Here is an 18994-nt window from a genome sequence, read left to right on the forward strand (position 1 = left end):
CCGTCGCCGTGCGACGCAATGGTCGATGCATCCGGCAGGGCCGCATTCGGCTTGCCGGCTATTCGCTTGCGGCAGGCGCATCGGGCGCCGGTACGTCCGACACGGGTGTGTCGGGCAGGTTGCCGTCGCTCGCATAGCGGATCAGGTCGGCGTCGCGCACGACGCCGAGCTTCTTCATCGCACTCGTTTTCTGCGAGCTGATCGTCTGCTTGCTGCGATGGAGCTGTGTGGCGATTTCGCCGACCGTATAGCCGGCGCCGAACAGCCGGACCACCTCGATCTCGCGTGTCGTGAGCGGGCGTGCCGTATCCAGCGTGCCCGCCGACTCCAGCAATTGCTTGATGTACGGCGACAGGTAGTTGGCGCCGACGTACGCTGCATGCACCGCACCGACGAGATGGGAAATCGCATCCGACTTGCTCAGGATGCAGCCGACGCCCTGCTTGCGGATCGCGTGCAGCACGCTCGGATTGTCGATCATCGTGATCGTCACGAGCTTCAGCGCCGGATAGCGGCGCTGCAGGAACGACAGCAGCACGAGGCCGTCGCCGAACTTGCCGCCCGGCATCACGTAGTCGACCACCAGCACGTCGCTCGGTTTCTCGTCGAGCGCCGCCACGAGATCGGTCGAATTGGACACGGAGCCGACGAGCCGGATCGTGCTGCTCTCCGCGAGCGCCTGCGACATGCCCATCGCGGATGATGGGTGGTCGTCCGCCACCATCACACGCACAAAGAATTCATCCATGGTCCCTGTTCTCCCCGAGGCTTTCGATCGCGCATACGCCGGCGGCCGCCAATGCGGGCCGCGGCTCCGTTCCATCCAGCGGACGGGCCGTCGAGTCGACCGTCGCTTCGATACATCGGAGAATGCTAGCGCGCCTCGATTTTAAGATAAAACACTGACAAGACCGTAAGCATTGGCTGACCGGCAGAGGCGGGCCGTGTTCCGCGCCGCCCCGTGACGTGACCCGCATGCGGATACCGGGCGCACGCACCCGGCTGTTGACGATCAGCATACGCTTGCAGGGAAGCACCACGGGCGCGGGTGAAACGGACGACGACGCACGCCGCAGGCTCCCGGTGCGATGCACCGCGGCGCCCGGTTTGCCGCAGCGCCGTCGTGACCGCCTGCGTGGCGGCGCACCCGTCACACAGCCATTGCACACCGGCGTGCTACCCGCCGTGACTATCTGTGCGTCCCCTCATCCGACTCGCCCCGCTCCTCCAGCACCTGCTTCCACTCCGTGATCGCGCGCCGCTTCTGTTGCGGCGACATGATCATGAATTCGTTCATCCTGCCGAGAAAATCCTTTCTGGACTTCTCGGGAAGCGTGGCGAAATCGAGCAGCATTACGAAGACTTTCACCATATAGCGCACGGTCTCCCCCTCTTTTCTCCTGATTGATCTGCGCCGCTCCTGCCGATGCGGCGCGCTGCCTTCCATTCTTCGGACCCCGCCACCTTCGGCCGCGACACACGATCCCCATTCATGTCGTGTCGCCATGCGCGAAATTCGCGACGTCCTGTTCTTGTATTCCTTCTCCGCCCTCAGGCACGCCGCACCGCCGGCCAAGGCCCGCCAACGCGCCGCGCAGGTGCGCGAGCGTCACCGGCCTGGTGAGCACGCAGCCGATTCCCGCGTCGCCATATCGCTGCCCGTCACCGGGCGCGACATGCGATGTCACGACCACCACGTCGCAATCCGTGCCTAGCGCGCGCACGGCGTTCGCCAGCGCGCAGACCGACATGTCCGGCAGGCGGGCATCCACCAGCAGCACGTGCCACGCGCCGGTGGCCAGCAGGTCGAGCGCCGCTTCAGCCGAACCGGCCGCCTGCACCTCGCAGCCAAGCACGTGGAGTTGCTCCCGCAACAGCGTGCTGCTAACGGAATCGATGCCGGCGAGCACCACGTGCCATGCGCCCGGACGCACGGTTTCCACGTGCTTGCTCGCCGGCCGTTGCGCGGCCAGGCCGCCGGCGTCGGCCATCGCCTGCGCAAGCGCAGCCTTCAAGCCGCCCAGCGCATAACCCGACACGCGTATCGTCCTGCCCGCCCGGTACGCTTGCGGCGGGCCGTCCGGTGTGGCGAACACGACAGGGCCGTCACCGCCCAGACTATCGAGCTCCGCGCGCGACCACGCATCCGAATCGCCGAACAGGACGATCGCGGCGGCCCGCGCACGACGGTCAGCCGGGATCCGCGCCGGGCGCTCGTATGCGTCGACGTCGAAGCCCCATGCACGCAGATGCGGCAACGCAAAGCGCTGCCATTCCGTACGCGCGACGACGATCACCGGCACGCGCGCGCCGCGCGCGGGATGCGCGTCGAGCGGCACGACCGCCATGCCGAGCGGCAGCGTCAACGTGAAACGGCTGCCGGTGCCCGGCACGCTCGCCACGTCGATCCGCCCACCCATCGCGGCCGCGAGGCGATCGCACAGCGCGAGCCCGAGCCCGGTGCCGCCGTAGCGGCGCGTGATCGACGCGTCGACCTGCGAGAACGCCTTGAACAGCTTATGGCGATCGGCGCCCGCGATGCCGATGCCGGTGTCTTCGACCGCGATCGACAGCTCGGCGCTGCCGCGTCCGGCCGACGCGACCGACACGCGCACCAGCACATGCCCGCTGGCGGTGAACTTGATCGCGTTGCTCAGCAGGTTGCCGAGCACCTGCCCGAGCCGGGTCGGATCGCCGCGCATCCGCTGCGTGTCGCTCGCGTCGATTTCACAGAACAGCGACAGCCCCTTCGCCTTCGCGACCGGCGCGAACGCACCGAGCGTGCGCTCGATCACGCCGATCACGTCGAACACGATCGCTTCGACCGTCATCGCACCGGCTTCGATCTTGGAGAAATCGAGGATGTCGCTGACGAGCGTGAGCAAGCCCGACGCTGCCGTGCGCAGCGTCTGCACGCGGCCGTGCTGCGACGCATCCAGCGCGGAACGGTCGAGCAGTTCGAGATTGCCGAGGATCACGTTGAGCGGCGTGCGGATCTCGTGCGTGATCGCCGCGAGGAACGACGACTTCGCCGCATTCGCCGAATCGGCCGCGCGCACCGCTTCCTCGAGCTGCCGGACGAGTTGCCGGCGTGCCGTGACATCGGCGACCGCGACGATCAGCACGTCGATCTCCTGGTAACGCGCGCCGCACGCGCTCACCTCGAGATGCAGCGGCGCGGCGCCTGCGCTCGCGTCGGCCAGCACGAGATCGGTCTGCAGCGTGCCGCCGGCCGCGCCGCCTGCAATGAACGCGTCGTAGCGCGCGACGGCCTGCGCGGACAGCGTGCGGTAGTCGCTGCCGAGCCGCGCGATCATCTCGGCCAGCGCGGGGCTCACGAGCATGAAATGCCCGTCGGCGCGCGAGATCAGGCCGAGGCCGACCGGTGCCGTTTCGATCACGCTGCGGCACAGCGCCTCGCTGTCGAACACGCGCTGCGAGCGCGCGTAGACGGACGCGAACACACGCCAATGGAAGCGCACGAGCAGGATCCACATGATCGCGATGGTGAGCAGCGACGCGCCGAGCAGCAGGCTCGCACGCCACGCGACGTTCGCGACGACGTCCGTCCACGGCAACGCATAGGCAAGCGTCCAGCCCGTCGCATCGAGGGTGCCGTGGAAGATCACGAAGCCGTCGCGGAACGCGGCCTGCTCGGGCTTCGTGCGATCGCGCGACGGATCGAGCGCCAGCAGGCGGGCGGTGCGTGCTTCGTCGCCGGCCACGCCGGGGCTCGCCGCGACGAGTTGATTGTCGCCGGTCGTCACGAAGAACACGCCGTCGACCGGATGCTCGGGCAGCCATGACAGCAGATGCTCGGGGGCGTATTCGGTGACGAGTACCGCGAACGGTTCGCCGTCGGCCTGTGCCTGCGCGGCGAGCCGGATGCGGGCGGCGCCCGAGATCGGATCGATGAACGGCGGCAGCCAGCGCACGTGCGGGCGACCGGGGGTGCCGCCCTCCTGCGCCGGGACGGCGCCGAAATCGATCCGCAGCGCATCCATCACGCGCGCGCGGCCCTCCGGCGTCGCGAGCGCGCCGCCGCCGGCGCCGGTATCCGGCACGAGCCCGAGCAGGCTCGTGCGCGTGCTGTAGTGATAGCCGACAAGGGTATGCCCGCGATTGATCGAGCTTGCCGCGCAGATGCGCGCCAGCAGCACGGACAGCGACAGGTAGCGGGCCACCTCGGTACGATCGGCGGGCTGCGTCGACACGCCGAACACGACGGACGGATAAGGCTTGATCGCGGCCCGCTCGCCGTCTTCGTAGAACGCATCGATCACGCGCTCGGGCGCCGGCTCCGTCTCCCGCCAGATCAGCTGTGCATTGGTCACGCCGTTGCGGAACGACGTCTCGCTCACCTTGATCTCGTTGAGCGTCTGCACCATGCCCGTCAGGAAATTGTGCCGCTCGCCATCGAGATAGCCGTACACGATCGAACCCATCCCGAGCGCGCAGGCGATCAGGATCAGGATCGTGACGACGATCCCGCCGCCGAACACCGAGATGTTCTGATAGCGGCGGATGGATTGGAGCGGACTGTATGGCATGTCGCAATGCGACGACGCCGGAGCACCGGGACGCGTCTGCATCCGGCTCCGGTATCGCGGACGAAAGTGGCCCAGGGAATTGGAATGCCACGATCATGCCAAACGGTTTTCCTAAAATCAGTCCGGAATGAACGATTTAGTACAAGTCCAATATGATTGAATTTTGATTTGGAACTTGAACGAAATCCTCCCCCCATCCGGTCGGCGAGGGTCAGAACGATGTCCGTGATTGCCGGATCTGCGCCGGATGCAAAAAAGCGGGGGAGCGCCGAACTCCGGCTCTCGCCCCGCTTCGAAATAATGCCCGGCCGGCGGCTGTCGCAGCCGCGTCGTTCGCTCAGTTCTGCGTGAGCGGATTCAGTGTCGTGCACAGGAAGCCCGTGCAGTTCTTCGGCGTGAAATAGAACGACGCCATCGCGAGCGGCGGCGTGGTGCCGAGCGCCATGTCGCTCAGATACGCGCTGCCCTGCCCGCCGAACGTGTTCGACTGCTGGACGAAGCTCGCGCCGGTCGACTGGATCGCGGCCGACTGGTACGTGAAGGTCGGCGACTGCGTCTGGTCCTTCACGTAGACCCACGAGATCGCCGTGCCGAACGCCATCGCGCCCTTCGCGCGATACCCCTTCGCCCCTTCGCTGTTGGCCTGCGCGATGAAGTCGCTGACGGTCGACGCCGGCGCCAGCGCGTCGTACGTATAGGTCGCGCTCGACGCGTTGTTCTTCATGTAGATGTTCGCCTGCACCGATGCCACCGCGATCGGCCCCAGGAACCAGTAGCCCGACTGGCCCTGGCCGTTCGCCTGCGTGAGGAACGCATTCGCATCGGCCGGCAAGCCGGTCGTCGTGTACGTGTACGTGGCCGACGAGCCGCCGTCCTTGCGATAGAGGTCGCCATACGTGAGCGGCCCTTCGTAGCGGTAGCCGCTCGACCCTTGCGCATTGGCCGTGTTGACGAACGACGTCATGTCGGCCGGGGCGTTCTGCAGCTGGTACGTGTAGGTCTGCGCGGTGCCGTCGTTCACGAAGATCGATTGCGTCCCGCCGTTGCTCGCGCTGTAGTAATAGTCGCCCAGATAGCGGTAGCCCTTCGCGCCTTCGCTGTTGACCAGCGTCAGGAAGCTCGCCTTGTCGGCCGCGACGGGCTGCGCCTCGTAGCGCCACGTCAGCGTGCCGCCGCCCGAGCCGCCCGAGCCACCGGAACCGCCCGAACCACCGCTGCCCCCGCTTCCCGTCCCGCCCGAACCCGTGCCGCCGGTTCCACCGGTGCCGCCGTTGTTGCTCGTGCCCGATCCACCGGACGCCGCGGGCGAGGAATCGTCGCCGCCGCAAGCGGTCAGCGCCAGACAGGTCAATGCGATCAGGGCAACGGCTTTCATCGGGATCACCTGGGTGCAAAAAAGGACGAACGAAGCCGGCACGCGCGGATCACGCCGCGCGCACGGACAGTCAAGCATCACGAATCAGGAATCGGCCGGCGGCGCACCGCCGGCCCGTGGACGTCAGTTGACCTGGAGCTGGCCACCGCGGCCGAGACCGCCCTTGACGTCCTGCGCCTTGTAGCTGCGCAGCGCGACGACCATCTTGTTCCACGCATCGATGAACGCAACGACCGTCGCCTTGCCTTCCGGCGTCGTCGAGAAACCGGCGAGCCCGCCACCCACGCCGCCGCCGAAGCCGCCCAGCGCCGCGCCGTAGTTCGTCGCCGTCGAGCTGCCTTCCGACGCCGCGATCTGCACCGCCGAGCGCACGTCGAACAGCGTCAGCGTCACGACCGACGCCTTCGTCTGCAGATGGCCCGCTACCGCGGCCACCGCGCTGTTGCCGATCAGCCCGCCGATCATGCTGCCGATGCCGCCGATCGGCGAATCGTTGATGACGATCTGCGGTTCCATGTAGTAGTCGGCCGCGACACGCTGGCCCTTCTGCTGCTTCGAGCCCGCACGGTACTCGCCCGAGTTGCGCTGCAGCTGCGTGATGCGCGACAGGCGCGCGTCGCTCTTCTGGTTGCCGATCGACGTGATCACGAAGCAGTTCGACTGCTGCACCGCCAGGCGCAGCAGCGGGTCGATGCTCGTCACCTTGGTCGCACTGCCGAACGGGCCCCACCAGTCGGCGTTGCGGCCATCATCGACAGCGATCGTGCCGAGCGGCGACGTGCAGCGCTGCAGCTGCGAATCGGCGCCGGCGCTCGCGCCGCCCGCGGCGGCACCGGTCACGCCCGCGTTCTGGCCGCCGGGCGTCACCACGCCGCCGCAGCCTGCCACGGACGCGCAAAGCGCTGCCACCAGCGCACCTTGAGTGAGACGTTGGGAAAGGATGGTCTTCATGTCGTTGTCGATCGATTTAGAGTCGTTGTTCGGCTTATGTGTTCGTGCGAACTTCGATAAGCCCCCCGGCTGGCGCGCGATGGTGGTCTCCCCGCTGCTGCCCCCGTTGCTTTAGCCCCGGTCAGTAGTACCAGTACGTCTGCTGCCAGACGCCGTAGTACGGATAGCCCGAGTACCAGTAGCCGTAATAGCGATCACGCCATTCCGTGCGCCATTTCCAGTCTTCTTCGTCTTCCTTCTTGGCCTTGCGCGCCAGATCGAGCAGCTTCTTCGACTCCTTGTCGCCGCGGCCGGCCGCGATCGACAGCCACTTCTCCGCTTCGCGCGCATCGGAGCCCATTTCCTCGAGGCCGAACAGGTAGAAACTGCCGAGCGCCTTCTGCGCCTGCAGGTCGCCACGCTCGGCGGCCTCGCGCATCCACTTGAGTGCCTGGTAGCTGTCCTGGCGCACGCCGTCACCGCGGAAATAGCGCAGGCCGAGGTCGTAGGCGGCCTTCGGCTGGGTCTTCGCGGTCTGCTTCAGCGCAGCGATGCGCGGGCTTTCCTGGTCTTCCGAATCGTCCCTCTTTTGATAGGAGACCTGATCTTTAGGACGGTCGGAACAGCCGGTGTCGTCGCAGATCCGCACCGTGTTGCTGGTGAGGGACGGATCCTGCGCGCACGCGGCCAATAGCAACAGCAGCCCCGATGCGATCAAACGGCGGTACATTGTTACTTTCCTCAGGTTTTATTGGCGCCGCAATTCTTCGAGCTATCCACCCCCGCGAGCTCGTACCCGGCGGCGCGCGGCGCAACGGATACAATCCGCCGACGCCGACACGCACTCCAAGGCTCTCTCAGGTTCTCTCTTCGAATCGTTCCGTCACTGCTTCATTGCTGTCGCTTTTCGTTGTTCCGGCTGTCGCCGGCATCGATCTCCAAACATGACGCGACAAACAATAGTGACGTGGTGAGCAATAATAATGAAGAAAAAAGGCATGTCAAGGTCATTCGCTTTTTCAAAGCTTGCATGACACGTCAGTTTTGATATGCTCACCCTCGCCAAAAACCCCTGGAGACCCCATCGAGATGTCCAACAGCGAGCAGGCCAACGTCGATCTGATCACCGCCAACAAGGTGCGCGACCTACTGAACCGGAACGGGATTCCGCCGCGAAGTCACAACACGACGATCGCGAACGTGCTCGGCCTGAGCTTCTCGGTCGTCACGCGCAAGATGAAAGGCCTGATCCCGTGGAACCTGTCGCAGTTGCAGGACATCGCGACGCACTTCGGCGTGCCGCCCGCGATCCTGCTCGACGACAAGGGTACGCAGCCGGCCGCCGCCGAGATGATCGACGCGACACTCGTGATCGAATCGCGGCGCTTTCGCTGCCGCGCCGCGATCTCGACCAAGGCCAGCAGCCAGAGCGAGACGGATTTCGTCGCGCTGCAGTGGCAGGGCGAATGGCTGATCACCGAGCGTCAGCACGCGCGCGAGGGCCGCACGTATCCGGTCGACGTCATCGAGCTGCGCTCGACCCAGCCGAACGTGTATGCGGCACGCATCGCCGTGGTGGACGATTCGCAGGATGTCGCCGAGACGGTATGTGAATATTTCATCGAGAAAGGCGTGAACGCGATTCCGTACTTCGACGGTGCGGCATTCCGCAAGGCACTGGAGGTCGAGGATTTCGACGGCTACATCCTCGACTGGATGCTCGGCGACCAGACCGCCGCCGAACTCGTGCGCGGCATCCGCTCGAGCGAGAACAGCGGCGCGCCGATCTTCCTGCTGACCGGCAAGATCTCGACCGGCGAAGCCAGCGAGGACGAAATCGCGCACATCGTGTCGCACTACAACGCGCGCTGCGAGGAAAAGCCGGTGCGCCTGCCGATCCTGTTCGCCGAAGTGGCGCGCGAACTGAAGATCACGCTGCCGGCCACGGCCGCGGCGAACTGAGACCACAACGACACATCACCACCGCACGACCGAGGGCAACCCATGCGAATCTCGACCATCTGGACCAAGCGCCTGCTGACGGCCTGCCTGCTCGGCATGGCCGCCGCGACCTGGGCCGCTTCGTCGTTCACGTTCACCGTCGACGGCAAGATCGACAAGCACAACCAGCAGGGCAAGACGGCGTACGTGTTTTCCGAGCAGGCGCTGATGGCGCTGCCGCAGCACACGATCGTCACGTCGACGAGCTGGACGCCGAAGGCGGCCTTCACCGGCCCGCGCCTGTCCGACATCCTGAAGACCGTCGGCGCGCACGGCACGCAGATCGAGTTCCGCTGCATCGACGAGTACACGTTCACGATTCCGGTGTCCGACGCCGATCGCTACGGCGTGATCCTCGCGCGGACGATGAACGGCAAGGTGCTCGGCAACGACAACTACGGCCCGCTGTGGATCATGTACCCGCGCGACCAGTATCCCGATGAACTGAAGACGCCGCTCGGCGAAGCCAAGTTCGCGTGGCAGATCATCGGCCTGACGGTGAAATGAAACGCCGGCGATGGAAAAATAGAAAAATCATCCTGGTCCTCGGCGCGCTGTGGATCATGGGGTTCGCCGCGTGGGCGTTCCTGCTGTGGGACCTGCTCGCCACCTCGGTCAACGAGGGCGTGCTCGAAGGGCCGCGCGAAGGCGTGTTCTGGACCGCCGCGCAATACCGCAACGTCTATACGCGGTTCGACCGGCAGCTGATCCTCTACGCGACACACCAGGACGACGACTTCAATCACGTGCAGATGCAGCTCGACAGCCTGTCGGTGTCGTTCGGCTTTCTGCAGCGGCCGTCGGAAGTGTCCGAATACTGGCTGCGCATCCCGCGCGCGCGCAACGAGATCGACGCGCTCGGCGAATTCATGACGCGCCTGAAGCGCGAAGTCCCGTTGCTGCGCGATTCGCCGAAAAGCGCGCAGCAGGTCATCGACGAGGTCAATGCGTACTGGCCGAAGGTCAACGGGCTCGCGAACTATTTCCGCGCGATCGAAATGGCGCAGCGCGACTTCACGTTCCATCAGCTGAAGGAAAAGCAGCGCGCGATCCTGATCCTCGGCATCGTGCTCGGCGTGATCCTGTGCGCGCTGTTCCTGTTGCTGTTCTATACGATGCGCACGCGTGACGACCTGCTCGAGCGGCAGGACGCGGCGCTCGACGCGGAACGCAAGGCGTCCGACCGCGCGTTCGAAATGATCGAGGCGAAGAACGCATTCCTCGGGATGGTCAGCCACGAGTTACGCACGCCGCTGCAGGCGATCTGCGGATCGGTCGAGATCCTGCTCGCGCGCCCGCAGTCGGAGGCGAACCTGAAGACGATCCGGCGGCTGCAGAATTCCGCGTTGTCGCTCGAGGCGCTCGTCAAGGATCTGACCGACTACATCAAGCTGCGCTCGACGAAGCGCCTCGCCGAACGGGAAACCGTCGGCATGGCGTCGCTGCTCGCCGAGGTGCTCGATCCATTGCGCGAGAAGATCGCTGCCAAGCGGATCGCGATCGCGCAGCAGGTCGAGCCGCACGACCTCACGATCCGTTCGGATCGCAAGCTGCTGCGCCAGGTGCTGTCGAACCTGATCGAGAACTCGGTCAAGTACACGCTCGGCGGGTCGATCGACGTGTCGATCACGCTCGCCGACGCGCCGGCCGGCCCGCAATTGAAGATCGCCGTGCGCGACACGGGCACCGGCATCGCGAAGCCGCACCTGTCGAAGATCTTCGAGCCGTTCTATCGCGCGAACGACGCGGTCGGACTGCATGTGGACGGGATCGGCATGGGGCTCGCCGTCGTGCGCGAAATCGTGACGACGCTGCGCGGGCATGTGGACGTGCGCAGCGTCGTGGGCGAAGGCAGCGAGTTCGTCGTGACGCTGCCGGCCGAAGTGCCCGGCATCGACACCGCCGGCCACGCGGCCGGCGACGCGCTCGCGCTGCCGCACGCATCCGTGCACCGCGACCGGCGCGCGCTGGTGGTCGACGACGACGACAACGCGCGCGAAACGCTCGGCGCGATGCTGTCGGCGCTCGGCATCGACGCCGAGCTGTGCGGCACCGGGCAGGAAGGCGTCGCGCGCTTCGGTACGGGCCATTACGACATCGTCGTGATCGATCTCGAGCTGCCGGACTTGAGCGGCTTCGAAGTCGCGCGGCGCATTCGCACGGTCGCGGTACCCAACGACGATGGCCGGCATCCGGCGATCCTCGGCGTCAGCGCATATGAATCGGCTGCACTGCGCGAGAACAAGCAGGTATTCGACGCATTCCTGCCGAAGCCCGTCCACCTGCGCGAACTCGGCGCGCTCGTCGAGAAGCTGCTCGCCTGAGCCGGTGTGCCGGCGTTGCGCCGCTGGTTGCCGCTTGTTGCGCTGGTTGCCGCTTAATCGCCGATCAGGTGCAGCACGATGTCGCGGCGGTGCGCCGCGCGGCGATGCTCGAACAGGTAAATCCCCTGCCACGTGCCGAGCACCATGCGCCCCTGCTCGACCGGGATCGACAACTGCACCTGCGTGAGCGCCGTGCGCAGATGCGCCGGCATGTCGTCGGTGCCTTCGGTGTCGTGCTCGTAGCGCGTGGCGTCCTCGGGCGCGAGCGTCGCGAAGTAGCGCTCGATGTCGCGCTGCACCGACGCATCGGCATTCTCCTGGATCAGCAGCGATGCCGAGGTATGGCGACAGAACACGGTGAGCAGGCCGGTGCTGATGACCTGCTGGTCGACGAACGCGCGCACCTGCGACGTGAATTCGACGAGGCCGCTGCCGCGCGTGTCGATGCCGATATGCGTGATCGCCTGTTGCATCGTCGTGACCTCAGGCCAGTGCAGCGAAGCCGTCGGCTTCGATCTGCTTCGCGTCGGCGGGCCGCACGACGCGCGCGACTTCGACACCATCGCGCAGGAACACCAGGGTGGGCCACAATTTCACGCCGAACGAGCGGCCGAGCGGCCGGCCCGGGCCATCCTCGATCTTCAGGTGCCGCACGGCAGGGTGCGCGGAAAACGACGCGACGATCGCCGGTTGCGCGCCTGCGCAAATCCCGCACCAGTTCGCGCCGAATTCGATGACGGTCGGGCCGCCAAGTGCGTCGACTTCCGCGCGCGTCGGCGCGTTGGCGGTGTAGCGTTGCTCGGTATCCATCAGGCCCTCGTGTGCGTTGGCGGAACAGGGCCGCGCGAGCCCGTGTGACGCGGCGGGCGCGGCCTGCGATTTCCTACTGTAGCGGAAAAGCCCGCGCGATGCCGGGCGTCCTGCCCGGCGCAAAGGGCGTTCCTGCCCACCTCCGGAATGACACGACAAGATTCGGAGCGCCGCGCCGTCGCGACAGGATCAGCATGCGGACTGATCCCTCAACGAAGGCACCGATCATGAACGCTCCGCATTGCGTCACCGAACCGAACATCCTCTATTTCGGCACGCCCGTCGTGCTGGTCAGCACGCGGAACGAAAACGGCTCCGCCAATCTCGCGCCGATCTCGTCCGCGTTCTGGCTCGGCTGGCGCGGCGTGATCGGCATCGCCGCCAGTTCGCAGACCACCCGCAACCTGCTGCGCACCGGCGAGTGCGTACTGAACCTGCCGTCGTCGGCACAGGCGCACGCGGTCGACCGGATCGCGCGCACGACGGGCACCTGCCCGGTGCCGGACGGCAAGCGCGCGAAGGGCTACGTGTACGAACCCGACAAGTTCGGCACGGCCGGGCTCACCGAGGCGGCCTCGCAAACCGTCGCGCCACCGCGTGCGCTCGAATGCCCGGTGCATATGGAAGCGGTCGTCGCGGCCACGCACGGGATCGGTGAGGAAACGCCCGACGTGCGTGGCCACATCCGCGTGTTCGAGTTGCGCATCCAGCGCGTGCACGTGCATCCCGACCTGCTGATGGACGGCCATGCGGACCGCATCGATCCGGACAAGTGGTCGCCGCTGATGATGAGTTTCCAAAAATTTTACGGCCTGACGCCGCATCAGGTGCATGCCTCGCGGCTCGCCGAGATTCCCGAGCGCGCATATCGCAGCCCGGACATCGAGCGCTCGCGTGATGCGGGCGTGCCGGCCGGCGCGGGGCGGTAGTGGCGTGGAGCGCGATGGCCGGCACGTTGGGGCAACGACCGCGTATGCCTGAGCCGCATCCTTGCCGCCGGACGATAGCCCGGCGCTGGCGTGGTGCACGGCCGGCGCCCACGTGCCGACCGGTGCGCAAAGGCCGATCGGATAAGATACGGCCGGCCATGCTCATTGGCCCCTGACCGAACCGACGGAGTGTTTTCAGTGATTCAACCGACCCAAGTATTCAAGGACAATCTCGCGCAACTGCCGGCCATCGACGGCGTCGCGCGCATCGATCTCGTCGGCGCGAACGGCGACGTGGTCGCGACCATCGAGAACCAGCCGGGCAAGCAAGGCTCGCTCGCGGTGTACCACTACCTGAAGCAGGCATTCGGCACGCTCGACGCGAAAGCCGCCGAGCACGGCCTCGCGGTGTTCGCCGAACATACGGCCGACGCACGCAACCGCCCGGGCGCACATCCGAACGTCGATCGCCTGCTGGCCATCGTCGACGGCGGCGAAGCGCTGAGGATCGACGTCGTCGCGAAGGGCTGAGTCATCGGTGGCACGCTGGTGCGCTGCCGGCCGGTGCGCGCGATCATGACACGCGGGCGCAAACCCGCGATCATCGCGCCCGTGCCCCTTTCCCCGGAGACCACCCAAGTGTCCCGTTTCGTTGCGTTGCCGTTTGCCCGCCGTCTTGCGCCGATCGTGTCGATCACAGCCATTGCATGTGCCGCGCTCGGCGGTACGGCGTCGGCCGACACGCTGCGTACGACCTCCGATATCGCGGGCGCGTCACTGGTGCCGCTCGGTGTGCTGCCGCACTCGCCGGAGAACGGTTCGCTCGACTCGTTCTGCGCGCAATATCGCGCAAAGACGACCACCGCGGCCGGCCGTGAAGTCGCGAAGCGCGACTGGATCGTGACGTCCGAAGCGCCGCTCGGCCGCTACACGGTCGTCACGTTCGCGAGCGGATTCAGTGCCGGCACGAGCGCGATCTGTTTCGCGCGCAACGGCAACGTCGGCGTGTTCGACGGCACGACGCTCGTCGCGCTCGGCTACACGGCGCGCAAGGCGGGCTGGCAACTCGGCACGGCCGATCGGCTGGAAAGCGGCGCGCTGCTGATCTGGGGCGGCGACGGCCCGGCGCCGCCCGTCGGCGAACTTCACGAAGAGAACGGCGGCCTGCGTCTGACCCGGGTCGCGGCTGAAAGCACCTACTGCCAAGGCCGCGTGGTCGTGCCCAACGTGTACGGCAAGCCGCTCGACGTCGCGCGCCGGATCCTGATCGCGAAAGGCTGGCAACCGCTGCGCCCGCGCGAGAAGCCGGATGCGATGGACGGCGCGGCGACGCTCGCGAAGCACGGCATCATCGAAGCCGAAGCGTGTTCAGGCACCGGCATGGGCTATTGCGCGCTGCGCTACCGAAATGCAGCCGGCGTGCTCGGCGTGACGACGGTCGGCGGCGAGCCGGACAAGCCGTCGGCGAATACCGTGATCGATTATCAGGTGGCCTGCCGCAAGCCTTGAACCGTGCGGCGATCGCGCACGCAAGGCGCTGCATGGGCGTATGCCGTTGATGCAGCGGCGGGCACGATCGGCGTGCCGCAGGCAGCGCATCGGGGTTGACGATCGGCCTCAACGGCCGGCCAGACCATCGTCCATTCGTTCGATTGACCGGCCTCGCGTGCCCTCCTAAACTGACCTCCCTTTTACGCGGCATCCACAAAAGGGACTCCCATGATCGACCTCCCCACGCTCGCGCTGTTCTCCGGCGCGTGTCTCGCACTGACTGCCACGCCGGGCCCCGACATGCTGCTGATCGCGTCCCGCAGCGTGAGCCAGGGCCGCCGCGCAGGCTTCGCGACACTCGCGGGCATCCAGGCCGGCACCTACTGCCACGCACTGGCGGCCGCGCTCGGGCTGTCGCAGCTCTTCGTCGCTGTGCCGCTCGCCTATGACGCCGTGCGCTTCGCGGGCGCCGCCTATCTGCTGTATCTCGCGTGGAAGACGTTCCGTTCGGATGCGACCGCGCTGTCGCCCGTCGCGTCGCCGCGTCGCCACTCGAGCGCGGCGATCTTCCGCCAGGGGCTGACGACGAACCTGCTGAACCCGAAGATGGCGCTGTTCGTGCTCGCGCTGTTTCCGCAGTTCGTGCGACCCGGACACGGTTCGATCGCCGTGCAGATTCTCGTGCTCGCGACGGTGCTGAACTTGATCGGCTTCGTCGTGAACGGCGCGGTCATCCTGTCCGCGAGCCGGCTGAGCCAGCGGATCGGCGCGCGCCGCCGCCCGTCGAAGCTGCCGCAGTACCTGCTCGGCTCGGTGTTCGTGGGGCTGGCGGCGCGGCTGGCGGTGGCGGGGCGGCAGTAGTCTTGAAGCTGTCAGAGAATCACGCTGGTGCAATCGAATTGATGAGGTTTGATATGGGAACGTATGAAGATCTGCGCAAACGCGCATTGTCCGACCCCGAGTTGCGCGCTGAATACGAACGACTGAACCGCGAGGAATTTGCAGCGCTCGACGCAATGCTTGCCGCGCGGCGAGCGGCCGGCGTAACGTCGACCGAAATCGTGGAAGACACGGAGCCGAGCGCGCCCACTGTGGAGTAACACCGGCTCGCGTTCGTGGCGAGCCGGCGTGCGCGATCACGCGATCGCCCCTCAAGCGGGCGACGGCCGGTGACAAAAGGTTCGTGACCTCGCTCGCTTGCGTCAAACGCTGTCCGGATCGTCACCTTCGGACACGTTCTCGACGTGCTTGCGCGTATCCGCCACGACCTTCAACGCCGCGCTATCGAGCAAACTCGCCGGCGTCACCGTGCGGCGGCGCCACGGAATCCGGCCGAAGTACCAGATCCGCCAGAAGCCGAGCGGATGATCGGGATTCCGGCGCAGCAGCATGTCGAAGGTCTCGACGTCGCCGAGCACGATCCGCGTCGCATCGCGCACGACTTCGCGCACGAACCGCGAGCAAAACTGCCGGCGCGACGCAAGATTGAACCCCGTGTCGTAGACCACGCCGATCCGGCGCATCGCCGCGTCAACAAGCCGGCGCCGCTGCGCGGCATCGAGCGGCTGCTTCAGCCGCGCGATCACGCACGCGCCGCGATCGGAGCGCGCAAGAAACCGCGACATCGTCGTGACGCGCGATAGCGGAAACGTACTCTCCGCAATCAACGGCTCGCCGCCGCGCTCGCCGACGACGATCCCGACGTGATTCGTCCACGAGCGCGTCGCGCTCGCCACTTCGAGAAACGGCCGCACGGTCACGCGGATGAAGACGATGTCGCCGATCTCGGGCTCGATCGGCAGCGTCATGTCATGCGGATCGTGCGGATCGTGTGAACCCACGGAGAAGAGACGCCGCCGGCCCGCTTCCGGCGAACGGATCATGAGCGGCTGGCAGCCGGTATCGACAACCATACGGACCTCGCGCGAGTGGGGATGGCGCGAGCATCTCAGCCGCCGCCGCGCGCCGCATCCGCTTCTTGCGCAAGGGCGGGTATCCGCGCCGCCGGGTGGCGGATTTCGATACCCGTGCGCGTACCGCCGCGCTTCGTTCAGCGTGTCGCGCCCAGCGCCACGCGCAGCCGCTCCATCAACTGCGTGTAGTACCGCAGCACGTCGTCCTTCGGCACGACGTTCGCCGTCGCGAAACGGTCCAACCACGCCGGTTTCCATTCATACGAGCCGTGCACGCTGCGATCGCCGTCGGGCGCCTGGACCAGCGAACGGATCCGCGCATCGCGGCCCGGGCCCGTATGCACGTCGAACAGCGCGTGGATATACATGTGATACGCGTCGTACACGTCGTCGTCGAACAGGTAGCGGTAGATGTGGAACGTGCGGTCGAGGTCACGCTTCGCGCGGATCACGTCGTCCGGCGAGATGTCCTTCCAGTAGCCGATCCACGTGTAGAAGCACAGCAGCGCATTGAGCTGCGGCGCGACCGCGTCGTACAGCGCGAGCCGCTTCTCGATCAATCGCTGGTTGGTCCACTGCACGAGTTCGAGCCGCTTCAGCCGGCGCGCGACGAGCCAGCCGAGACACGCGACCGACAACGGCGTCAGCACGCCTAGCACGAGCTTGACGATTTCCAGCGAATTCCACGGATTGTTGATTGGCTGCATGAATGGCCCGACAAGAAGAAACGCATTCGCATCACAGCACGACCCGGCACGCAGCGCCGCCTGCCCGATCACGTCGACATTGACCGTTAGTTGCTTGCGCATCGAACGTCGCGAAACCACTCGGGCAACCGGTTCGACGCAGCGTGATTCGTCAGTCTATCGGACGATTGTCACCGAGCCGTGACCGTTCGTCGACCCGTCGTCGTCGCATGGCTGAGCACGTGCGTCACGCTAGGTCGGCAGCGCCGACGTGAGCTTGACCTTCTGCATCGGGATGTCGGTCTTCACGCTCAGCACACCCGGAATACGCGTGAGGGTTTCCATCTGGAAGCGCCGGTAATCGTCGATGTCGGCCGCGACGACGCGCAGCAGGAAATCGCAGTCGCCCGCCATCAGGTGGCATTCGACGACTTCCGGCATCTGCTGGACGGCCTCGGCGAAGCGGTTCACCGATTCCGCGTCCTGCCCCTTCAGCCACACGCGCGTGAAGATCGTCAGCCCCTTGCCGACTTTCGCGGGATTCAGCACGGCCACGTATTTCTCGATCACGCCGGCTTCCTCGAGGAGGCGCACGCGCCGCAGGCACGGCGACGGCGACAGCCCGACCTCGTGCGCGAGCTCCACGTTCTGCATGCGGCCGTCGCGCTGGAGCGCACTCAGGATCCGGCGGTCGATGGCGTCAAGTTTCATTGGCATCCGATTCCAAAAAATTTTCAAATCACACGTTCAATGCCAAATTCTGAGAAAAATCTGGCCACAACGCAACCCGATTCGAGTCAAAAAAGCAGACAATTCCTCCCCCAAAGGAGGAGTAATGAGCAGTAGCGTTTCAACGTCGTCAGGGCTTCGCGACAAGCCCGCCTATGTCGCCGAGATGGGCCGCGGATTACGCGCGGCGCTGCCCGTCATGCTGGGTTTCGTGCCGTTCGCGCTCGTGCTGGGCGCGCAGGCCGCGCAGAAAGGGCTGAGCCTGTTCGAAGTGCCGATGATGACCGGCATGAACTTCGGCGGCGGCTCCGAATTCGCGGCGATCCATCTGTGGTCATCGCCGCCGCACATCGCGCTGATCGTCGCGATGTCGTTCCTCGTGAATTCGCGCCACATCCTGATGGGCGCCGCATTCGAGCCGTATATCCGCCGCCTGCCGCGCCGCCGCGCATTCTTCGCGCTGTTCTTCATGTGCGACGAAAGCTGGGCGATGTCGCTCGCCGATGCCCGGGCGCGCTCGGCCACGCACATCAGCGTGCCCTATTACGCGGGCATCTGCATGGGGCTCTACCTGACGTGGATCTCGATGACCACGCTCGGCGCGGCTGTCGGCCCGACGATCGGCAACGTCGAGCAATATGGCTTCGACATGGCGTTCACAGCCGTATTTCTGGTGCTGCTGCGTGGGATGTGGAAAGGGATGCGCGCGAGCCGCCCGTGGTTCGTGAGCCTCGTGGTCGCGGCGGCCACGCACCTGGCCGTGCCCGGCGCGTGGTACGTCGCGTCCGGCGCGTGCGCGGGGCTGATTGCCGCGCTGCTGTGGGAGCCGCGCGATGCCTGATTTCCCGGATTTCAGCACGGTCGCGACGATCGTGCTGATGGCGTCGACCACCTATCTGTCGCGCATCCTCGGCTACGTGCTGCTGCGCAACCGCACGCTGAGCCCGCGGATGGCGTCGGTGATGGAGAACGTGCCCGGCTGCGTGCTGATCTCGGTGATCGCGCCGGCCTTCGTGTCGACGCGCCCGGCCGACCTGCTCGCGCTGGCCATCACGCTGATCGCGGCGACGCGCCTGTCGATCCTGCCGACCGTCATCGTCGGCGTCGTGTCGGCCGGCCTGCTGCGGCACCTGCTCGGCTGAACGGTTCCGACCCGGCGCGCACGCCGCGGCACGGCCACCGACCAACGGGCGCGCGATGCGCCCGTTTTCACATCCTAGGCCACCGCGCGACACGACGATCCTCACGCGGGAATG

21 protein-coding genes are annotated in these 18994 nt (G+C 66.3%); 10 read left to right on the plus strand and 11 right to left on the minus strand.

Annotated features, from left to right (window positions below):
• Nucleotides 1-58: 58 nt before the first annotated feature.
• From CFB43_RS31055 to CFB43_RS31080, 6 genes are all read right to left on the minus strand, one after another.
• Complete coding sequence (locus tag CFB43_RS31055; protein WP_089497901.1) at nucleotides 59-748, minus strand: response regulator; 690 nt, start codon at nucleotides 746-748, stop codon at nucleotides 59-61.
• 441 nt (nucleotides 749-1189) lie between these two features.
• Nucleotides 1190-1372, minus strand: coding sequence for a hypothetical protein (locus tag CFB43_RS31060; protein WP_179254950.1), 183 nt, complete (start codon nucleotides 1370-1372; stop codon nucleotides 1190-1192).
• 118 nt (nucleotides 1373-1490) lie between these two features.
• Complete coding sequence (locus CFB43_RS31065) at nucleotides 1491-4550, minus strand: hybrid sensor histidine kinase/response regulator (protein ID WP_256990141.1); 3060 nt, start codon at nucleotides 4548-4550, stop codon at nucleotides 1491-1493.
• Nucleotides 4551-4887: 337 nt separating this feature from the next.
• Entirely contained in the window at nucleotides 4888-5925 is a 1038-nt protein-coding gene (locus CFB43_RS31070; protein ID WP_089498203.1) for a hypothetical protein, read from the minus strand.
• A gap of 123 nt (nucleotides 5926-6048) precedes the next feature.
• The gene (locus CFB43_RS31075) at nucleotides 6049-6876 is read right to left on the minus strand and encodes a hypothetical protein (RefSeq protein WP_089497903.1); all 828 of its coding nucleotides are present in this window, start codon (nucleotides 6874-6876) and stop codon (nucleotides 6049-6051) included.
• A 121-nt stretch (nucleotides 6877-6997) separates the two neighbouring features.
• The gene (locus tag CFB43_RS31080) at nucleotides 6998-7585 is read right to left on the minus strand and encodes a tetratricopeptide repeat protein (protein WP_089463341.1); all 588 of its coding nucleotides are present in this window, start codon (nucleotides 7583-7585) and stop codon (nucleotides 6998-7000) included.
• A gap of 359 nt (nucleotides 7586-7944) precedes the next feature.
• Here CFB43_RS31080 and CFB43_RS31085 point away from each other — a divergent pair, with 359 nt between their 5' ends.
• The 3 genes from CFB43_RS31085 to atsR are packed head-to-tail and all read left to right on the plus strand — an operon-like array spanning nucleotide 7945 to nucleotide 11180.
• Complete coding sequence (locus tag CFB43_RS31085) at nucleotides 7945-8817, plus strand: response regulator (protein ID WP_089497904.1); 873 nt, start codon at nucleotides 7945-7947, stop codon at nucleotides 8815-8817.
• A gap of 42 nt (nucleotides 8818-8859) precedes the next feature.
• On the plus strand, nucleotides 8860-9363 hold the full coding sequence (locus CFB43_RS31090; RefSeq protein WP_089446952.1) for a molybdopterin-dependent oxidoreductase: 504 nt from the start codon (nucleotides 8860-8862) through the stop codon (nucleotides 9361-9363).
• On the plus strand, nucleotides 9360-11180 hold the full coding sequence (gene atsR / locus CFB43_RS31095; protein ID WP_089497905.1) for a hybrid sensor histidine kinase/response regulator AtsR: 1821 nt from the start codon (nucleotides 9360-9362) through the stop codon (nucleotides 11178-11180). The genes CFB43_RS31090 and atsR overlap by 4 nt, the downstream gene beginning before the upstream one ends.
• A 53-nt stretch (nucleotides 11181-11233) precedes the next feature.
• Here atsR and CFB43_RS31100 read toward each other — a convergent pair whose 3' ends face one another.
• Entirely contained in the window at nucleotides 11234-11653 is a 420-nt protein-coding gene (locus tag CFB43_RS31100) for a secondary thiamine-phosphate synthase enzyme YjbQ (protein WP_089497906.1), read from the minus strand.
• A gap of 10 nt (nucleotides 11654-11663) precedes the next feature.
• A complete protein-coding gene (locus tag CFB43_RS31105; RefSeq protein WP_039369742.1) occupies nucleotides 11664-11990 on the minus strand; it encodes a thioredoxin family protein in 327 nt (108 codons plus the stop codon).
• A gap of 227 nt (nucleotides 11991-12217) precedes the next feature.
• On the opposite strand from CFB43_RS31105, the gene CFB43_RS31110 reads away from it, so the two are divergent.
• From CFB43_RS31110 to CFB43_RS39020, 5 genes are all read left to right on the plus strand, one after another.
• Entirely contained in the window at nucleotides 12218-12919 is a 702-nt protein-coding gene (locus CFB43_RS31110) for a flavin reductase family protein (RefSeq protein ID WP_089497907.1), read from the plus strand.
• Nucleotides 12920-13117: 198 nt separating this feature from the next.
• A complete protein-coding gene (locus CFB43_RS31115) occupies nucleotides 13118-13450 on the plus strand; it encodes a DUF2322 family protein (protein WP_041493406.1) in 333 nt (110 codons plus the stop codon).
• 108 nt (nucleotides 13451-13558) lie between these two features.
• A complete protein-coding gene (locus CFB43_RS31120) occupies nucleotides 13559-14428 on the plus strand; it encodes a PASTA domain-containing protein (protein ID WP_089497908.1) in 870 nt (289 codons plus the stop codon).
• Between the two features lie 210 nt (nucleotides 14429-14638).
• The gene (locus CFB43_RS31125) at nucleotides 14639-15271 is read left to right on the plus strand and encodes a LysE family translocator (protein ID WP_089497909.1); all 633 of its coding nucleotides are present in this window, start codon (nucleotides 14639-14641) and stop codon (nucleotides 15269-15271) included.
• A 2-nt stretch (nucleotides 15272-15273) separates the two neighbouring features.
• On the plus strand, nucleotides 15274-15510 hold the full coding sequence (locus CFB43_RS39020) for a hypothetical protein (RefSeq protein ID WP_256990142.1): 237 nt from the start codon (nucleotides 15274-15276) through the stop codon (nucleotides 15508-15510).
• Nucleotides 15511-15612: 102 nt separating this feature from the next.
• Here the strand turns inward: CFB43_RS39020 and CFB43_RS31135 are convergent, their stop codons facing one another.
• The 3 genes from CFB43_RS31135 to CFB43_RS31145 all read right to left on the minus strand — a co-directional run bounded on the left by CFB43_RS31135 (nucleotide 15613) and on the right by CFB43_RS31145 (nucleotide 17720).
• Nucleotides 15613-16323 (minus strand): YebB family permuted papain-like enzyme, encoded by a 711-nt coding sequence (locus CFB43_RS31135; protein ID WP_089497910.1) that lies wholly within the window; start codon nucleotides 16321-16323, stop codon nucleotides 15613-15615.
• 137 nt (nucleotides 16324-16460) lie between these two features.
• Nucleotides 16461-17030 (minus strand): hypothetical protein, encoded by a 570-nt coding sequence (locus CFB43_RS31140; RefSeq protein WP_089498204.1) that lies wholly within the window; start codon nucleotides 17028-17030, stop codon nucleotides 16461-16463.
• A 231-nt stretch (nucleotides 17031-17261) separates the two neighbouring features.
• The gene (locus CFB43_RS31145) at nucleotides 17262-17720 is read right to left on the minus strand and encodes an Lrp/AsnC family transcriptional regulator (protein ID WP_012365188.1); all 459 of its coding nucleotides are present in this window, start codon (nucleotides 17718-17720) and stop codon (nucleotides 17262-17264) included.
• Between the two features lie 124 nt (nucleotides 17721-17844).
• Between CFB43_RS31145 and CFB43_RS31150 the strand changes: the two genes are divergently transcribed.
• Together CFB43_RS31150 and CFB43_RS31155 are read left to right on the plus strand one after the other, a co-directional pair.
• The gene (locus CFB43_RS31150; protein ID WP_089497911.1) at nucleotides 17845-18579 is read left to right on the plus strand and encodes an AzlC family ABC transporter permease; all 735 of its coding nucleotides are present in this window, start codon (nucleotides 17845-17847) and stop codon (nucleotides 18577-18579) included.
• Nucleotides 18572-18880, plus strand: coding sequence for an AzlD family protein (locus CFB43_RS31155; protein WP_011356491.1), 309 nt, complete (start codon nucleotides 18572-18574; stop codon nucleotides 18878-18880). The genes CFB43_RS31150 and CFB43_RS31155 overlap by 8 nt, the downstream gene beginning before the upstream one ends.
• Nucleotides 18881-18994 lie beyond the last annotated feature (114 nt).

It is taken from the genome of Burkholderia sp. AU15512, from assembly GCF_002223325.1.
Lineage (GTDB): Bacteria > Pseudomonadota > Gammaproteobacteria > Burkholderiales > Burkholderiaceae > Burkholderia.